This is a genomic window from Pseudomonas sp. GW821-FHT01C01, assembly GCF_059422645.1.
Window position 1 is genome coordinate 121,482 of record NZ_JBWKXF010000001.1, and the last position, 17,008, is coordinate 138,489.

The 17,008-nt window shown below is 57.0% G+C and carries 13 protein-coding genes; 4 read left to right on the forward strand and 9 right to left on the reverse strand.

Features of this window, described 5'->3' with window-relative positions:
* Positions 1-35 precede the first annotated feature (35 nt).
* Entirely contained in the window at positions 36-866 is an 831-nt protein-coding gene (locus AC07XF_RS00445) for an IclR family transcriptional regulator (RefSeq protein WP_495024939.1), read from the forward strand.
* 159 nt (positions 867-1,025) lie between these two features.
* Positions 1,026-2,039, forward strand: a complete 1,014-nt coding sequence (locus tag AC07XF_RS00450; RefSeq protein WP_495024940.1) for a helix-turn-helix domain-containing protein — start codon at positions 1,026-1,028, stop codon at positions 2,037-2,039.
* Between the two features lie 633 nt (positions 2,040-2,672).
* On the opposite strand, the gene AC07XF_RS00455 is transcribed toward AC07XF_RS00450, so the two are convergent.
* From AC07XF_RS00455 to AC07XF_RS00480, 6 genes are all read right to left on the reverse strand, one after another.
* A complete protein-coding gene (locus AC07XF_RS00455) occupies positions 2,673-3,473 on the reverse strand; it encodes a hypothetical protein (protein ID WP_495024941.1) in 801 nt (266 codons plus the stop codon).
* A gap of 246 nt (positions 3,474-3,719) precedes the next feature.
* Entirely contained in the window at positions 3,720-4,856 is a 1,137-nt protein-coding gene (locus AC07XF_RS00460) for a CaiB/BaiF CoA transferase family protein (protein WP_495024942.1), read from the reverse strand.
* 22 nt (positions 4,857-4,878) lie between these two features.
* Positions 4,879-5,736, reverse strand: a complete 858-nt coding sequence (locus tag AC07XF_RS00465) for an alpha/beta fold hydrolase (protein ID WP_495024943.1) — start codon at positions 5,734-5,736, stop codon at positions 4,879-4,881.
* Between the two features lie 129 nt (positions 5,737-5,865).
* Positions 5,866-7,221: an alpha/beta fold hydrolase gene (locus AC07XF_RS00470; protein WP_495024944.1), complete on the reverse strand. Its 1,356-nt coding sequence runs from the start codon at positions 7,219-7,221 to the stop codon at positions 5,866-5,868.
* A 107-nt stretch (positions 7,222-7,328) separates the two neighbouring features.
* The gene (locus AC07XF_RS00475) at positions 7,329-7,487 is read right to left on the reverse strand and encodes a hypothetical protein (RefSeq protein WP_495025082.1); all 159 of its coding nucleotides are present in this window, start codon (positions 7,485-7,487) and stop codon (positions 7,329-7,331) included.
* 334 nt (positions 7,488-7,821) lie between these two features.
* Positions 7,822-8,892 carry an amidohydrolase family protein gene (locus AC07XF_RS00480; RefSeq protein WP_495024945.1) on the reverse strand — a complete coding sequence of 357 codons (1,071 nt, stop codon included), beginning with the start codon at positions 8,890-8,892 and terminating at the stop codon, positions 7,822-7,824.
* Between the two features lie 213 nt (positions 8,893-9,105).
* On the opposite strand from AC07XF_RS00480, the gene AC07XF_RS00485 reads away from it, so the two are divergent.
* Positions 9,106-9,885, forward strand: coding sequence for an enoyl-CoA hydratase-related protein (locus tag AC07XF_RS00485; protein WP_495025083.1), 780 nt, complete (start codon positions 9,106-9,108; stop codon positions 9,883-9,885).
* Between the two features lie 39 nt (positions 9,886-9,924).
* Here the strand turns inward: AC07XF_RS00485 and AC07XF_RS00490 are convergent, their stop codons facing one another.
* From AC07XF_RS00490 to AC07XF_RS00500, 3 genes are all read right to left on the reverse strand, one after another.
* Complete coding sequence (locus tag AC07XF_RS00490; RefSeq protein ID WP_495024946.1) at positions 9,925-10,680, reverse strand: nitroreductase; 756 nt, start codon at positions 10,678-10,680, stop codon at positions 9,925-9,927.
* Positions 10,681-10,794: 114 nt separating this feature from the next.
* Entirely contained in the window at positions 10,795-11,799 is a 1,005-nt protein-coding gene (locus AC07XF_RS00495; RefSeq protein ID WP_495024947.1) for a zinc-dependent alcohol dehydrogenase family protein, read from the reverse strand.
* Positions 11,800-11,873: 74 nt separating this feature from the next.
* Complete coding sequence (locus tag AC07XF_RS00500; RefSeq protein WP_495024948.1) at positions 11,874-13,154, reverse strand: amidohydrolase family protein; 1,281 nt, start codon at positions 13,152-13,154, stop codon at positions 11,874-11,876.
* Positions 13,155-13,496: 342 nt separating this feature from the next.
* Here AC07XF_RS00500 and AC07XF_RS00505 point away from each other — a divergent pair, with 342 nt between their 5' ends.
* A complete protein-coding gene (locus tag AC07XF_RS00505) occupies positions 13,497-16,991 on the forward strand; it encodes an indolepyruvate ferredoxin oxidoreductase family protein (protein ID WP_495024949.1) in 3,495 nt (1,164 codons plus the stop codon).
* The last annotated feature ends 17 nt before the right edge of the window (positions 16,992-17,008 follow it).

The following is a 17,008-nucleotide window of genomic DNA, read 5'->3' on the forward strand; positions in this document are numbered from 1 at the left end:
AGAACGACAGGCCAGAGTTATCATGCTGCTCATGCATGGATCATTTCGAGGCGAGGAAATTCTTGGCTAGTTTAAAAGCTGAAGTTGAGAGAGAAAGCGAAGGGCGGCAGGTTAGTGCGCTTGCGCGTGGAGTGGCCATCATTCGTTGTTTTACTCCCATGCGACAAGAGCTCAGCGCGCGCGAGCTGATGGAGCTGACAGGGCTTGCGAAGCCGACTCTGTTTCGCCTGTTGGATACGCTCTGCGATCTTGGCCTTCTGCGTTATTCGGAGCGAATTTCCCGTTATGTGGCGGGGTTGGGACTGCTCGATGCCAGTGCGGCGGCGCTGGCCAGGATGACAATTCGCCAATTGGCTCGGCCATTGATGGAAGACCTGGCGAATCACATTACGGGTCAGCTGCAGCTGGTAGTGGGCTACCGAGCAAATCTGAATTACGTTGAGTTGGTTCAAGGGGTTGGCAGTAAGGTTTTCAGATCTGAGGTAGGAACAAAGTTGTCCCTTTCGCGTACCGCGTCGGGTCGTGCCTACCTGGTCACCGCGCCTGCGATTGAGCGCGAAACCTACCTTGCAGAACTGGCAAGCAAGAATCCAGAGCGTCATGCGTGGTTGCTTGATCGCCTGGATGATGCGCGTCAGGATCTTCAACAGCACGGGTTCTGTCGTGGGCACGGTGATTTGCATCGCGAGATGGCAGTGATTGCCGTGCCAATGACACGCCGCTCGGAAGAAGAGGAAGCCTGGATCTTTTCCGCGACAGTTCCTGTGTTCAGCCCGCAGGTCAAACATCTGGTTGACGAGGTCGGCCCTAGATTATTGACATTGGTACGTAGCGTTGATGCTTCTCTTGGTGCAAACGGGAGGTGATGGTCGGTTGATGACAGGTAGGTCAGGAGGTGATCAACTACCTGTAGACGTATGTCGCTGGTTTCAAGTCTAATTCAATTTACATACCCTGATGTTAGCCCACTGCTGTGCGACATGTAGTGTCTTACTAGATAAGAAAAATAAAATAGGTGAATGGCGATGGAGTATTTTTCATTTGATCGGCCCAACAGTTCTGCGGCAGTGGTTGGCAACCTGTTTTCTCTTGCAACAGGAGAAATAGCAAAAAAATATTATGATGGCGATGTGACCATGTGCGAACAGGAACAGAGCCCTCATTTCGAGTTGTCCATGCTTTTGCAGGGGCAATACCCAATGGGCGTCGTGAACGCCAGGTCGAAGTATGAGTTTCGTCGAACCTGGGATCATGTTCGTGAAAACAAAGTCAATACGATTACGTTTCGTTATGTGCGATCGGGGATACTGACTGTATCCCAGGCAGGGCATTCATGTGAGCTGGGCGCAGGTGATTTTGCTTTTACCCGTTCCAATATTCCAATGTATTATAAAAGCTGTGCAAGCGCAAAGCAGCCAAGCGACTGGTTGTTTATAGTGTTGCCGTTGGACCTGGTGCATCGATACTTTCCGGCCGGAGTACCCACGTGTTCACGGCTGAGCGCTCCTCAAGGGCGACGTCTGATTATTGCGCAAGTGATGGCTGTCTTGAGCGCAGAAGGCGAGTCGCTTACACGAGAGGTCATCGACGATCTCATTTCAGCGATGTTGAAAACGACGTCCGAGATTGTAATAGAACAGGGTGTAGAGGTGGAGTCTCGTCAAAGCATTGGTGAGAAACGCCTCGAGGGAATCATTTCCCTGATATCTCTACATCTTTCCAATCCTGATTTTTCTTTATCTGCGGCGGCAAAGGCCTGCAAGATATCGCCTCGCTATCTATGTCATCTGCTGAAGGAGAACGGTACCGCGTTTTCCGAGTTGTTGTGGAAAAGTCGCCTGGAAAAATCCAAGGAGTGGCTTGCTACGCTGGACAAAAGGCGCTACGGGATCGGTGAAATCGCGTTCATGACCGGGTTTAAAAGTGCTGCGCATTTTAGTCGAATGTTTCGCGAACACTTTGGCTGTTCTCCCAGTGAGTATCGTCGAAATGAAGTCATTCCTCCCGTCGAGAAACTTATGCCGAGGTACGCAAGCTGATTGGTTGATAAAAACAGCGCCCCTGCAGGTAGACCAGATTGTAAATGGGTCCTGTGGGGGCGTTTTTTTGTGGTTTTGGTTAAGTGAAAATGTCCTGGTGGTTAAATGAGGAACCGTCAATAGAGAAATTAGCAGGCGCAATGGAAACTCCGAACAATCTCCATGTATGCTGAAATACAGCCTCCTCATTAAAATAGTCAAACCCCCAATCGGTGGATTGCCGAAAACCTATTGACTCCCGGTGCGACCAAACCATTGTGTTGAGCGTACAGGCCGAATACGAACTGACCTGAGCCTGCAGTTGCCGCAAGCATGTGATCAGTGAAGAAACCATCATGCAGTTGGAGATCGTGTCGATGCAGACCCGGGGCTTCAAAGACTTTCGCAAGTTTACGGTTGCCGAAGTTGTGACGCGGGCACTTGGGTAGGAAGGGGAGAGGCTTGAAAAATGGAAAATCAGTTATGATCCTAGACTAGTCTTCGTAGACGAGCGCGAGCTGGGGTAGTATCCCAGCTCGGGCAACGAATTTTTACTGGATCAAAGGGTTGGCTAATGTTAGAAGATGATGCTGTAGTAGTGCTGTAATTCAACTCTAAATATGCCTTGCTTCGATGGGGTGGTGCTAGAAGACTTTACCAAACTGGCTTGCTGCCATTGGGTAATAATTCTTTTTTCGGCAATTGAGAGCACTTGTATAGGTTGTAGATTGCCAGACCGGTGGTGATGACGCCACAGAAATAGTACCAAGCTTGGTTGAAAAACGGCGTCACTGCCAAGAACCAACTAATTCCCGGTATCCACATAACTGCACATTCAATAACGATGATGATCTGCAATCCCATGGAGTTGAATTTTCTCGTTCCGGTTTCTGCGGCGCGAGCCCCCCAGTATTTCCACGTCCAATAGGCAAAAACATAGTTAGTGAAAGGATAAATTATCCAAATGGCAGCGTTATCGACACCGCCAATCATGGACAGGACGTACATATTGACAGCGAAGCAAACGAGGGTGATGCCGATGACATTGAACCACGCGGTGTTCTCATCGATGTGGCCCTTGCTCATGGAGCCGAACTCCAATTGTCGCGACACTTTGTCCTTGACTGCTTTATAGATGCAAATAGCTTCCAGCACCACCCACACGGGCAGGAAAACGCCTTGCACCACGAACATCCAGAAAAAGTCGTTCTTGAGGGCTAAGTGCCAGAATGTGTAGGTGCCGATCAGATCAATGGTAATCATCCAGCAGTGAAGATAAATGGGGTATGGGTCCGTTCCTTCTTTGCGCATCAAACGAAGCGCGTGCGTATAAAGAAGATAACCCAATGTGCATGCAATGAGCCAGGCGGCGATATTGCCAGCGTTGTCCCATGAGAGCGTCATTGCGCTAATGAGTTGCTGGGGTATATTATTTAAATAATCCATGTAAGCCATTTCTGCACCTTAATTATGTTGGATTATGCGCGCTGCAATAAGCGCTCTACGGATAGCGACGTAGCACGATGTTTATGTATGAAGCATCATTGAGTTGAATCCTAACAACCCCGCTTCTCATCAGCTTGTCTCTACCTGCAGTGAAATTATGATTCAGAGGAAAACCAGTCGTGCGATTCAAGAAGTCGATTTGCCAGTCATGGCGAACGTCCAATACCAGTTATCGCTTTATTGAGAACATTGTCCTCAGGCGATTAAACCGCCAGCCACAGCATTTTGTGCGTCCGAGGCATTGATTCCCCAGTTCTGCAGGAGGCTGCGACCGTTTCCGTCGTTAGCTCCTGCGTGCACCTGAACCTCGCCCGGCGTAAGCGAGAATCGAGGAGCAGGTGCCGGTTGCGGCACTCCGTCGATTTCCAAAAACGATGCGCGAGCAATGTTGTGGGGATCTTGCATGGCTTCGGTAATCGACAGCACGGGGGAGAAGCAGGCATCGGATCCTTCCATGATCTCGCTCCACTGGTCGCGAGTCTTGCTCGCAAACACTTCAGCAAACTGGGCCTTTATTTCCGGCCACTTCGATTTGTCCATTTGAGCGTGGGGGATTTTGCCAGCCAAACCGATCTTCTCCATCAGAATGGCGTAGAACTGTGGCTCGATCGCACCCACAGCAATCCACTTGCCATCGGCACAGCGGTACGTGTCGTAGAAAGGTGCGCCGCCGTCGAGCAGGTTGCTGCTGCGCTGGTCTTCCCACTGCCCGGAGTAGCGCAGGCGATGGATGATCGCGGTCAGGTAGGCGGTGCCATCGGTCATTGCGGCATCGACCACCTGGCCTTTGCCTGTGGCGCGGGCACTCAATACCGCAGCAAGCACGCCTACTGCCAGGAACATCGCCCCGCCTCCATAGTCACCGACCAGGTTCAATGGCGCGATGGGCTTGTCCTGAGTGCCGATGGTATCCAATGCGCCGGTGACGGCGATGTAGTTGATGTCATGGCCTGCACGATACGCGTAAGGACCGTATTGGCCCCAGCCGGTCATGCGGCCATACACGATGCGTGGATTGCGCGCGAGGACGATACCCGGATCCAGGCCAAGCCTCTCCATGACGCCGGGGCGGAACCCTTCAAACAAGATATCGGCGGTCTCGCAGAGCTTCAGGCACAGTTCGATCGATTCGGGATCCTTGAGGTCGACTTCCAGGGACTGCCTGCCACGACTATCGATTTCCGTCTGCGCATTGCGCTTGCTTGCGCTGCCCTTGCGTTCGATGCGCAGTACGTCCGCACCCATGTCGGACAGCAACATGCCGCAGAACGGACCAGGTCCGATGCCGGCAAACTCGATTACTTTAAGTCCCTGAAGGGGGCCGCTTGACATGGATTTACTCCTTTTGTTGGCTTTATTTTTGAACGCAAGTAATCTGCACAGGGTTTGAATGCCTGCGACAAAAACTCAGAATGCCTTCGTTGAAGGCATCATTGCGGTCACCCGCGACCATATGCCCCGCACCCTCCACCGTGACGCACTCTGCGGTGGGTAGCAGTTGCTGGAAATGTGCAATTTGTTCTTTTCCGACCACTTCACTTTGCGAGCCGCTGATCAGCAATGTCGGTATTTGAATTTGATTCGTTGCCTGCTCCAGGCGGGGTTGTACAATATCGGGGCGCAGTTCTCCGAAGGATATGAAGCGAGGATCCCAATGCCAGTAGAGGCGGCCGTTGCGCTTGCGCAAGTTGCGCATCAAGCCATTGGGGTTGGGTGAGCGTGCACGGTTCGGGTTATAGCGAGCGACAGCCTCGGCCGCCTCTTCCAGGGTTGCGAACCCTGACAGGTTAGCCTGCATAAATGCAGCGATATGGTCCGTGCCTTGTAGGTTGACTGTCGGGGTGATGTCGACCAATACCAGCGCTCGGGCCAGCCTGCAATCGGCTTCACCGACGGCAGTCAGCGCAGTCATGCCGCCCATTGAGGCTCCCACCAGGATTGGCATCTGATCGAGTTGACCAATGACCGAGAGCAAGTCGGACACCAGTGCATCCAGCCCATAGTCCCCTGTGGGAGACCAGTCGCTGTCGCCATGCCCTCGTGCATCTATGGAAATTACGTGGTAGCCAGCTTCGACAAAGGCGACAAAGCCCTTGTGCCAACTGTGGCGAGTTTGCCCACCTCCGTGAAGCAGCACGATGGGCGGCTTATTAGCGTCGCCACCGATGTCGGCTGCAATGGACATGCCGTCCGTCATTTTGAACTGATGCATTGGGAGCATTCTGTTTTCCCATCGTTTGTAGGCGGCAGTCTAAAGCGAGCAGTCATTGAAACTTTGGCTTGTTTTGCAATGGGAATTGTCTGTGACTGCAATACCCGCAGTGGATGGACTTACCCGATCTCAATCGTCACGCGCCATGTGCATGCGCTGGTAGGCGCCTTGGAAGTACAGCAACGGATCGCGTGATGGATCGAAATGCACCCGATCGACTCTACCGATTACGATGACATGATCGCCGCCGTCCAAGACTTCGGTGATGGCACATTCAAAGTTTGCGGCGGCGTCGATAATGATGGGGACATTTTGGTCCCAGGTTTCCCATTCGGTTTCAGCGAAGCGGTCCACGTTCCTGGAGGCAAAACGTGCCGAAATGGGTTGTTGTCCGATGTGCAGAACGTTCACGGCGAATGCGCCGTGCTTGCGCAGCGCGTTCACGCTGGGCGACTCGCGCTTGACACAGAACAGCACCAGCGGGGGGTCAAGGGAAACGGAGGTGAAGGAGTTGGCGGTGAATCCCAGGGGGCTGCCGTTTTCGTCGGTAGTGGTGATAACGGTGACACCTGTAACGAAACAGCCAAGGGCATTGCGCAGCATGCGCGGTTCGAAACCGCCTTGGGGGTGCGCGCCTGGGCGTGGGTTAACGCTCTCAAGAAAATTCAGCACTGCGATGTCGAAAGCATCATTGCGCCGTCCGATAGTGAGGTCGCCGACTCCGGCGATTTCAGCCACTTCGGCATGCGGTACTCGCTTGCGGAAAGCCTCCACACCGGCCTCGTCGAGCGCCGTGCCCGATTCGCTGCGGATCAATAGGGTGGGTACTTCCAGCGCAGAGGCGGCAATGTTGAAGCGGTTATGTGCAGCAGCGCGGCCTTCGGGTCCGACGTCAAAGCCGTTGTAGGCTGGATCGACATGCCAGCGGAAGCGGCCGCTGTCGTCTCGGCGCAGGTCATGCTTAAGGTTGGCGAGGTCGATCTGCTCATTGGCGGGCAGGTATTCGGCCAATACAGCGGCAGCCTCTTCAAGGCTGCTGAAGCCGTTGGCATCCCTGGTCATCAGGGCCGCGTTGCGGTCGAGTCCGCTAGGTTTCATACGTGGCAGCGCGTTAATCAGGATCAGCGCACTGACGATCGGCTTGTCGCTTTCACCGATGGCTGCCAAGGCGGCCAGGGCACCGAGGGACGTGCCGACCACCGCGGGTCTGGAGGGCAGCTGTTCGATAATGGTCTTGACGTCTTGGACGATGTCGCCCAGGTCGTAGCGAGCGTTGGGTGCCCAGTCGCTGTCGCCATGACCGCGCAAATCGACCGAGACTGCATAGCGGCCGGCGGCTGCCAGGGCTTTAGCGACCTTGCTCCAGGCAGCACGAGTTTGGCCGAAACCAGGCAATAGCAGTACGCAGGGGTCACTGGGGTTTCCCACTACATCCACCGCGAGCTTTATACCGCCTGAGCCGTTGAGTCGAATATCCATAGCCATTGAGGTTGTTTCCGTTGCAGTCGTTGATGGAGTCAATCTATCAATTTGAGAAAACATTGCTTGTCCGGGGTGGCAATCGAAGTTGCCGATAGCGTACCGATGGCCAATTACTGGTCGATGCCAAGGATCGCACCGCTGATTGACACCCCACTGCCGGCGGTGACCAGCACGTTATGCAACTCCGCAACCTGGTTGACCGCGTTACTGCGCAGCTGCCGGACCGCCTCGCTTACGCCACTGAGACCGTGTGTGTAGACTTCGCCCAGTTGTCCTCCATGTGTGTTGACGGGCTGCCATCTATTTCGATGTTACCGTCCCTGATGAAGTCCTTGGCCTCTTCCCACTTGCAAAAGCCGTAGGCTTCCAGCGATGGCGGTACGGTTGGGCGGGCTGGGAAGTGTGGGTCGAATGGAGATCCGTCAACAGGCCCCAGACTGGCGGCCTGCTGAGGTGTGGCTGATTTTGACTGCTGGCAGAAAGAGCCGAATACTAGGCCCATGGTAGCGATACAGTGGATGCTCTTTGGTGTTCGAGGCGAGGCACCAGGATGCGAATCAAGAGTCACGTCATGACGCCAGCTCAGGTTTGCTTGTGAACGATTTAGTCGGCGATCCGATAAATTCGTCGAGCCACACCGGCAAACATCGCCTGTCGCTCACTCGCGCTGAAGTCGGCGACTATCCGCTTGAATCCATTCCACAGGGTGTCGTAAGTGGTGGAAAGCATCTCCACTGGGAAATTGCTTTCGAACATGCAGCGCTCCGGGCCAAACAGTTCAATGGCCGTCAGCACGTAGTCACGATTGATATCGGCAAACTGCTCGGAGCTTAACGGTTCTGACGGGAAGCCATAGGCAGCCGGCTCGGTCTGTGACACATAGAGGCCGCCCAGCTTGACCGTGATGTTAGAGCATCGCGCCAGATGCATCATGGCTGTGCGCCAAGCCTGAAAGCCTTCCTTGCGACGGCCGGCGAATGGACCTATCGCCAAGGGGCCACCCAGGTGGTTGAGAATGATGGAGGTGTCGGGAAAGGCAGCGGCCAGATCCTGCACCTCGCCGAGTTGAGTTTGAAAAGCCCAGGCTTCAAAGCTCAAGCCGCGTCGCGCCAGTTCGGCGAAGCCTTGCCTGAACGCGGGTTGTTGGGTGATGCCCGCTTCGCTGGCGCCATAGATCGGTGGCAGCGAGGCGTCGAAGGCGAGCATATGGCGGATGCCGCGAAGGCGTGGCGAGGCATCTGCGTGTGCATCGAGTACCCCGCCCACCGCAGCGCCCAGGGTGAGGTTGGCAAAAGGCACGATCGCAGAACACAGGCCACCGGCCTTGCCGCCACGTTGTGCGCTTTCCTCGGCAATGCGTTGGGCGTTCACGGTTTCACCTACCGGGCGCATGGACTGCGGGCCGTCAGTGTAGTAGTGCGAATGACCGTCGACCAGCACTGTAGCCACTACGTTATGGGCTGACAGCGCCTTGTCCGCAATGAGCTCATCGAGATCGTAGGGTTTGAAAATGGGATTGTCCCAATCCTGACCCCAGATGTGGTGGTGTGTATCAATAATGGGCAGATCGGGGTCCAGTGCCGGTTCGCTTGCAAATGTCTGCCATTGGCTTGAGGTCATTTCAATTCCTACCATTTGTGATTGTTGATGAGGTGCGATGGGCAAAGCTAGCACGCGATATGTCCGTTCAGATCGGGTGTTCCGTGCAGATCATATTGAGCGGCACTCTCAGAACATTCCCTTAATTTGCGCAATTGCCAGCACAGGCTAATGGTCCTTCTTTTCCAGTCGTTCGGGGCCTTCGCTCGGCGCCTAACATGGGGATTCGTGGCGATCCCCGGCTATTGGCGGTATCGCTTTTGGAGGAACAAACTGTGGAATTACACGATGAGCGATTATCAGAACATTACCGTCCATGAACAGGCTGGCGTTGCCACGTTGACCCTCAATCGACCCGATGCATTGAATGCGTTGAATACCCAAATGTTGGAAGAAATTATTGAGGCACTGGATGCCATCCGCGATTGCAGCAGCGCGCGGGTGCTGCTGCTGACTGGAGCGGGGCGGGCATTTTCATCCGGCGCGGACCTGACTGCTGCTGGCCCAGGCAATGATTTGGGCTACAAGGTGGAGCACTTTTACAACCCCATTGTCGAGCGTCTCTTCGATTTGCCGTTGCCAGTGATCAGCGCTATCAACGGGCCGGCGGTTGGGGCAGGGTGTGCGTTGGCGCTGGCCGCTGACTTTGTGCTGGCGGCACGCTCAGCCTATTTCCTGCAGGCATTCATCAACATCGGTCTGATCCCGGATGCAGGTAGCCACTGGTTGTTGACCCGCTCGATTGGTCGCCCTCGCGCTCAGGCAATGATGATGTTGGGCGAGCGCATTTCGGCTGAGCAGGCGCAACAGTGGGGGATGATTCATCGGCTGGTAGAAGACGAGGCTCTGGCTGAGGAGGCTCAAGCGCTGGCCAGCCGCTTGGCACAAGGGCCGACCAAGACTTATGCGTTGATCCGCCAGGGCGTGCGTTTTTCCCTCGATCACACACTGAGTGAAACGTTGGCAGCGGAACGCGCCAATCAGCGGCTGGCCGGACGCACTGAGGGGTTTTGCGAGGGTGTTGCCGCGTTTCGCGAGAAGCGCAAACCCGTGTTTAGTGGCCAGTGACGAACACGGGCGGGTGAAGCGATCACCCGCCCATGGCCATTACGTACTAACCCAGTGCACCACCTCTTGCAGATCGGCGCGCCGCGACCTGAAACTATTGGCTGGATGCCCAGGGTCGGCATAGCCGAATGAGGCGCCTGCAACGATCATGCGGTTATCAGGGATGCCGAAGTAGTCGTGCATGAAAGGCGCATATATCGCCAGTGCCGCTTGCGCCACACTTGCGATGCCTAGGCTCTGCCCGGCGAGTAAAACGTTCGACAGATAGAGGCCGCTATCGATGGCACCGTAGACGCCCAAGTCGCGCTCCGAAGTGATCAGCAGCATGTGTGGCGCGTCGAACAGCCTGAAGTTCTTCAGCGTCTGCTCGGCGGACGCGGTTCGGTCGCCGTACTCAATGCCGACGCTTTCATAAAGTTGCCAGCCCACTTCACGTTTTCGTTCCTTGTAGATCCCGCGGTAGGCCGGCGGGAAGGGGAGGTCTGGCGCGGCGCTCGGTACTCCGCCGTTTGCCGCGTAATCGGCGCTGGCGTGAGCGAATAAGGCCTCGCGAAAGCGTTGAGTGCCCTTGCCTTCTGTTACCAGCACCTGCCAGGGCTGAGAATTTGACCATGAGGCCGATAGCTGTGCCATTTCCAGCATGCGCTCGATATGGACGCGCGGCACTTCATTCGCAAGGTAGGCGCGGCAGCTGAAACGCTCTGCCAACAGGCGATGCAAAGCGATCGAGTCTTGTGGCCAGTCACTACCGGCGCCTTCGAGGCGCGAGTTGGCCGGTGTACTTGGTGTGCTCATTGCTTCCTCCTCAATTATTCCGATATCAATGGAGGGAACTGTGAGTCGATCTCGGGCGCAAGGTTCGACCTTTGACGCTGATCGACTCGTAGCCACTTTCCCGTCGTAGTGTTGTCAGATCGAAATGACGATCTTGCCAAAGTGTGCTTTGGCTTCCTGATGTTGAAAGGCCTGCTTGAGGTCGGCAAGAGGAAATACACTGTCGATGACTGGATTCAGTTCGTTGACGGCGATGGCTTGCATCATGCCTTGCAGATGGGCGCGACTGCCGACGGTGACGCCCACCAAGCGAATGTTTGCGGTGATGATCAAGCCCGCCGGAAACTGCAGCGGCCGGCGGCTCAGCGCGCCGATCATATAGACGCTGCCACCCACGCGGCAGGCTTTGAAGCTCTGTACGATTTGTTCGCCGCCGACCACTTCCACAACGTGATCCACCCCTCGGCCACCAGTGAGCTCACGTACCTTGGCGCCCCACTGGGGTTCATCACAGTAGTTGATGACATGCGAGGCGCCCAACGCGTGCAGCTTCTGCGCCTTTTCCGTGGATGAGGTGATGGCGATGACTTGCGCGCCAGCCATCCTGGCGAACTGCAGGGCAAAGATGGAAACACCGCCCGTGCCCTGGACCAAAACCGTGTCACCCGGCTTGACCTGGCCCTCAACTACCACTGCACGCCAAGCTGTCAGGCCGGCGCACGGCAGGGTTGCAGCCTGCTCATGCGACAAGCCTTGTGGTGTCTTGACGAAATCGGACTCAGGCCTGACCACGTATTCGCTGGCGAAACCATCGACCTGCTCGCCGCGCATGCGCTTGACCTGATCGGCATTGGGCGGTCCGTCGAGCCAGTCAGTGAAATAGGTACCCACCACCCGGTCGCCCGGCTGGAATGCCTGTACGCCTCGGCCGACTTCGATCACCTCGCCGGCACCGTCCGACAGCGGCACACGGCCCGCGTCGGCGGGCATGATTCCACTTACGACAAGGTAGTCGTGGAAGTTCAGGGACGAAGCGCGAATCCGGACCAGCAGTTCGCCCGGACCTGGCTGTGGGCGCTCGATTTCGACGACCTGCAGACTGTCGATAGAAGAGGGCAGGGTGACTTCGATTCGTTTCATTTGTTTTTATGATCCTTGATGAATGAGGAGCGTCGGGGCTTACTCAGGAGGGCGACCGGCACAGATCTATCGGATTAGAGTTCGTCTTTGATGAAGCGGCCGTTTTGCATCACGGCCTTGAGGTAGCGCCCCGGCTGGGTGAGGATGCCAATGTCGGCAACCGGGTCGCCGTCGAGTATCAGCAGGTCGGCGAGCTTGCCGGCCTCGATCGTCCCGGTGGTATGCCCGGACCGTGCCAGTTCGGCTCCGTTGCTGGTAGCCCAGCGCAGCACATCCAACGCTGGGATACCCATGTCATTGACGTAGACTTCGAGCTCGCGGGCATAGATGCCTGGCTCGTGAGGAAGACCCTGAGCGCCGAAGTCATCGCCGGGTACGATTCGCACGCCAGCCTCGTTGGCTATGGGCAGCATTTTTAGCGCATTTAGCCAGCCACGCTGGTCGGGGTCGGAGAGGTCGCTGGGGGTGTCGGTCCTGGAGTGGCCGATGATCTTGGTAAACAGCATGCTCGGAACTAGGGTCACATCATGCTCGAGCATCTTGTCGATGCACGCCTCATCCATGAAGTCGGCATGGTCGATAATGTCGACACCCGCTTCGATGGCTTCGAGGATTGCCTCACGGGTCGCCACATGAGCCCGCACTCGCATGCCACGCTCATGGGCGGTTTGCACCGCTGCGTACATTTCTGCCTTGGAGATACCGCGGTAACCCTTGCTCCAGATGAAACCGTGGCCACCGCTGAGCAAGAGCTTGATAATCTCGGCACCGAACAGGATCTCTTCGCGCACCGCCTTGGTGATCTGGTCGACGCCATCGGCGAACACGTTCTGCCCATAGCGACGAATGCCATCTTGTGGGGGGGCCGATGTGCACCACCACTGGCCGCGGTCCTCATAGTCGCCCGTGGACGTCACATGGCGGCTGCAGGGTGTGATGTGTGGGCCCTGGATCAGTCCGATTTCCTTGGCCATGCGCAGTTGGGCGTCGTGGTTATGGCCGCAGGAGGCGGAGACCACCTGGGTCACTCCCGAATACAGCGCAGCACGCATTGAGTTGGCGTACTGCAAGGCCAGAATTGCTGGCGGTTTCTCCTCGCCCAGAAAAGTGCCGGCACGACCTGAAGAGAACAAGGGAGGGCCGATCTCGGCAAACTCTCCGTGCCAGTGGCCGACGGTCATTCCCGGCATCAGAGTCTTTCCAGCCAGGTCGATGCGTCGGTCGCCGGGCAAGGGTGCAGGCTCGGTACCAACAACTGTAATTTTTTCGCCCTCGACGACGACGGCAGTATTAGGTCTGTAGCTGCGTTTGCCATCGAATACCTTGGCGTTGGCAAACAGGATTCGTTGTCCCACGTTTGGTCACCTCATGGATGGGTTTTCAAGTCCCTTCTCCTGCCTTGCGCATCGTCCGGTCCAATTGGGCTGACAGATTGAATGACACTCGAAGGGGAGGGGGTACCAAACGATGGTAAGTCCCATTGTCTTCGGGCGATTGACTCTCCCGGTAAGGCATCTTGATTGCGCACGCAAGATGCCGACCTGTGCTTTCTAGTACTACGGCACATTACGTCGACAGCCACACCGCCGATTCAAAACACTGTTCAGCGACAGACAAGGAGATTTTTTCCGCATCCCCTATAACTGCCATGCAGAGGCACTCCTCGAATCATTCACTGCATTGGATACCTGACTGACATGACCAAGGGCGTTACTACGCTGGACGACAAGTATGAGCTCGAACAGGGCCGAGCTTTTCTGTCCTCGAACCAGGCGCTCGTGCGCCTTCCTCTGGATCAGGCGCGCCGAGACCATGCCCGGGGCCTGGCCACAACCGGTTACATCTCGGGTTACAGGGGGTCGCCTCTGGGCGTTTACGACGCTGCTCTGTGGGGGGCACAAAAGCTGCTCGATGAGCACCACGTGCGTTTTCAGCCGGGTCTGAACGAAGAGCTGGCTGCTACCGCGATTCGTGGCACTCAAGAACTGGAGTGGTACGGCAAGAGTCAGTACCAAGGAGTATTCGGACTCTGGTATGGCAAAGGCCTGGGTGTCGACCGTGCTTGCGAGTCGCTCAAGCTCGGCAACCTTGAAGGTGCGGCGGCTCATGGTGGCTTCCTCGCCGTAGTGGGAGATGACCATGGCGGAAAGTCGTCTGCCAGCGCACACCAGTCCGAGCACACGTTGATCGCGAGTTTCATTCCCGTGCTCTATCCGTCGACGATCCAGGAAATCCTCGAGTTCGGCTTGTTCGGCTGGGCCTTGTCGCGTTACAGCGGGCTTTACGTCGGCCTCAAGTGCATCACCGACACGCTCGACCTCGCAGCCTCGGTCGAGCTGCCTTATGCCCATCGCGAGTTCATCGTCCCTGATGATCCGCTACCACCGGAGGGGCTCAACCTGCGGCCCAAATTGCCACCTCTGGTCCAGGAAGACTGGGTCATCAACAAGCGCCTGCCGGCCGCTGCGGCCTTCGTGCGTGCTAACGGCATTGACCGAGTGGTGCTCGACGGCCCACGCCGCGAGCTGTCGATCGTCGCAGCTGGCAAAGCCTACCTGGACCTGCGCCAGGCCATGAAGGACCTTGGGCTGGATGGGGAGCGTTGCTTAGAACTGGGTATTCGCGTCTACAAACCAGGGATGATCTGGCCGTTGGAACAACAGGGGGCGGTGGCCTTCGCCGAGGGTAGCCGAGTAGTGCTGGTGGTTGAAGAGAAACGCCCGGTTATCGAAGACCAGCTCGCTCGCCACCTCTACCGCCTGAGTGCCGAACAACGACCCATTCTGGTCGGCAAGCAAGACCTCTTCGGAACTGCACTGTTACCCGCTGTCGGAGAGCTGTCGCCTTCAATCGTGCGAAGTGCGTTGCGAGGTGTCCTGGAACAGATGGGGTTGCCAGTTGCGGACGTAACCTCCCGCGCGCAATGGTTCACCAGTATCGAGAAACGAGTGTCGTCGGCCGGCAGCAATGTATACCGCCCCGCATTCTATTGCTCGGGCTGCCCGCACAATACAAGTACGCGGATCCCCGAGGGCAGCGTGGCGCTCAGTGCCGTGGGCTGTCATGGCCTGGCTGCCTATGTCATGCCAGAGCGGCGCACCATGCAGCCGATGCCCATGGGCGGCGACGGCATGCCCTGGGTCTCGGTTGGCCCCTTGGTCGAGATGCCCCATCTTTTCCAGAACATCGGTGACGGTACCTATTCCCACTCCGGCATTCTGGCCATCCGCGCGGCAGTGGCGGCCAAGGCCAACATGACGTTCAAGCTGCTTTATAACGATGCGGTCGCCATGACGGGCGGGCAGCCAATCGAGGCTGACATCGGGCCTGTCGACATGGTCAACCAACTCGTGGCCGAACGTGTTAAACCGGTGCTGCTGGTCACAGACGATCCGGACAAATTCTTCGACGTCATGCTGCCCGACGGTGTCAAGGTCCATCACCGTGACCATCTCGACGCGCTGCAGCGCGAACTGCGCGAGCTCAAGGGTGTTTCCGCCATCGTCTACGAACAGACCTGTGCCACCGAAAAGCGCCGGCGCCGCAAGCGCGGGACCTTTCCCGATCCGGACAAGCGGGTCTTCATCAACCCCCAGGTCTGCGAAGGTTGCGGCGATTGCTCGGTGCAGTCGAACTGCGTCAGCATCCAGCCGCTGGAAACCGAGCAGGGGCGTAAGCGGATGATCGATCAGTCCAGCTGCAACAAGGACTTCAGCTGCGTCAAGGGCTTCTGTCCGTCGTTCGTGACCGTCACTGGCGCCAAGATCGCCAAGAAGGCGGTGGTCGCCAACGACCGTATCGAAAGCCTGATCGCAGCCCTGCCAAGGCCTACCCAGGCACCTCTGCAGGACGGCTACAACGTGCTGGTGGCCGGTATCGGTGGTACCGGGGTGCTGACCGTGGGCGCCTTGCTTGGCATGGCCGCGCACCTCGAAAGCAAGGGCTGTACCATCCTGGATCTAACCGGTATGGCCCAGAAAGGCGGAGCGGTGACCAGTCACATCCGTATCGACAGCCATCCTGACCGGATTTACAGCTCACGCCTGGACACCGCAAAGACCGACCTGCTGCTCGGCTGTGACATGATCGTTGCCGCCGGCCCGGAAACCATCAAGACGGTCAAGCCCGGGGCGACCACAGCGGTCCTTAACATGGACGTGACCCCCACAGGCGCCTTCCAGACTCAGCGCGACCTGCAGATCGATGAGCACAAGCTGCGTGACGTGATCAGCAAGGCCATCGACGGCGGCAACCTGTTCTGCTTCCACGCCACCCGCCTGGCCACTGACTTCATCGGCGACAGCATCGCGACCAATATCCTGATGGTTGGCTATGCCGTGCAAAAGGGGCTCCTGCCCCTGGCCGTCGAATCCATCGAACAGGCGATTCGCCTTAATGGCACCTTCGTTGACGGCAACCTGCGCACCTTTGCCCTGGGCCGTCTCGCCGCCCACGACCCGCAAGCCTTGCAGCCGCAGAAGCCCGCGGTCACCCTGGCCAATCTGGAAACCGTGCAGGCCGTGCTCGATAGCCGGGTCAAACTGCTGACCGAATATCAGGACGCCAGCTACGCACAGCACTATCAAAGCTTCGTGCGCGATATCGAGCGCCGCGTCCAGGCCAAGCAGCTCAAGCAAGGTACGGTATTTGTGCGCGAAGTAGCCATCACCTTGGCGCGTCTCATGGCGTACAAGGATGAATACGAAGTCGCGCGCCTGCATGCCGATCCTAGGTTCTGGAACCAGCTGCGTAGTCAGTTCGCCGGGGATTTCAAGGTGACGTTCCACCTCGCTCCACCGATGCTGCCGGGGCGCGATCCGGCCAATGGGCGACCGAAGAAGCGTGAGTTCGGCCAGTGGGTGCTGCCGCTGTTTCGTGTATTGCGGCGCTTCAAAGGCCTACGCGGCACTGCCTTCGATCCTTTCGGCTATACCCGGGAGCGGCGTATGGAACGGGCGCTGATCGATGCCTATCGCTCGCTGATCGATAAGATTGTCGACAAGATCAGTTCGGACAACATCCAGGCTGCCATCGACTTGGCGCACGCACCCACCGAGATCAGAGGCTTCGGACCGGTCAAGCACGTGGCCGTCGAAGACTACCGCGTCCGCGAGCATGCGCTACTGGCTGAACTGGACGCGCCTAAATCCCAGGTGGCCATCAGCCAGCCCATCTTATTCGTTCAGCGATGAGACATTCCCATTCCTTT

Bases quoted from the DNA above. Each gene is read 5' to 3' on its own strand.
- AC07XF_RS00445 (WP_495024939.1), top strand. From the start codon at position 36: ATGGATCATTTCGAGGCGAGGAAATTCTTGGCTAGTTTAAAAGCTGAA.
- AC07XF_RS00450 (WP_495024940.1), top strand. From the start codon at position 1,026: ATGGAGTATTTTTCATTTGATCGGCCCAACAGTTCTGCGGCAGTGGTT.
- AC07XF_RS00455 (WP_495024941.1), bottom strand. From the start codon at position 3,473: ATGGCTTACATGGATTATTTAAATAATATACCCCAGCAACTCATTAGC.
- AC07XF_RS00460 (WP_495024942.1), bottom strand. From the start codon at position 4,856: ATGTCAAGCGGCCCCCTTCAGGGACTTAAAGTAATCGAGTTTGCCGGC.
- AC07XF_RS00465 (WP_495024943.1), bottom strand. From the start codon at position 5,736: ATGCATCAGTTCAAAATGACGGACGGCATGTCCATTGCAGCCGACATC.
- AC07XF_RS00470 (WP_495024944.1), bottom strand. From the start codon at position 7,221: ATGGCTATGGATATTCGACTCAACGGCTCAGGCGGTATAAAGCTCGCG.
- AC07XF_RS00485 (WP_495025083.1), top strand. From the start codon at position 9,106: ATGAGCGATTATCAGAACATTACCGTCCATGAACAGGCTGGCGTTGCC.
- AC07XF_RS00490 (WP_495024946.1), bottom strand. From the start codon at position 10,680: ATGAGCACACCAAGTACACCGGCCAACTCGCGCCTCGAAGGCGCCGGT.
- AC07XF_RS00495 (WP_495024947.1), bottom strand. From the start codon at position 11,799: ATGAAACGAATCGAAGTCACCCTGCCCTCTTCTATCGACAGTCTGCAG.
- AC07XF_RS00505 (WP_495024949.1), top strand. From the start codon at position 13,497: ATGACCAAGGGCGTTACTACGCTGGACGACAAGTATGAGCTCGAACAG.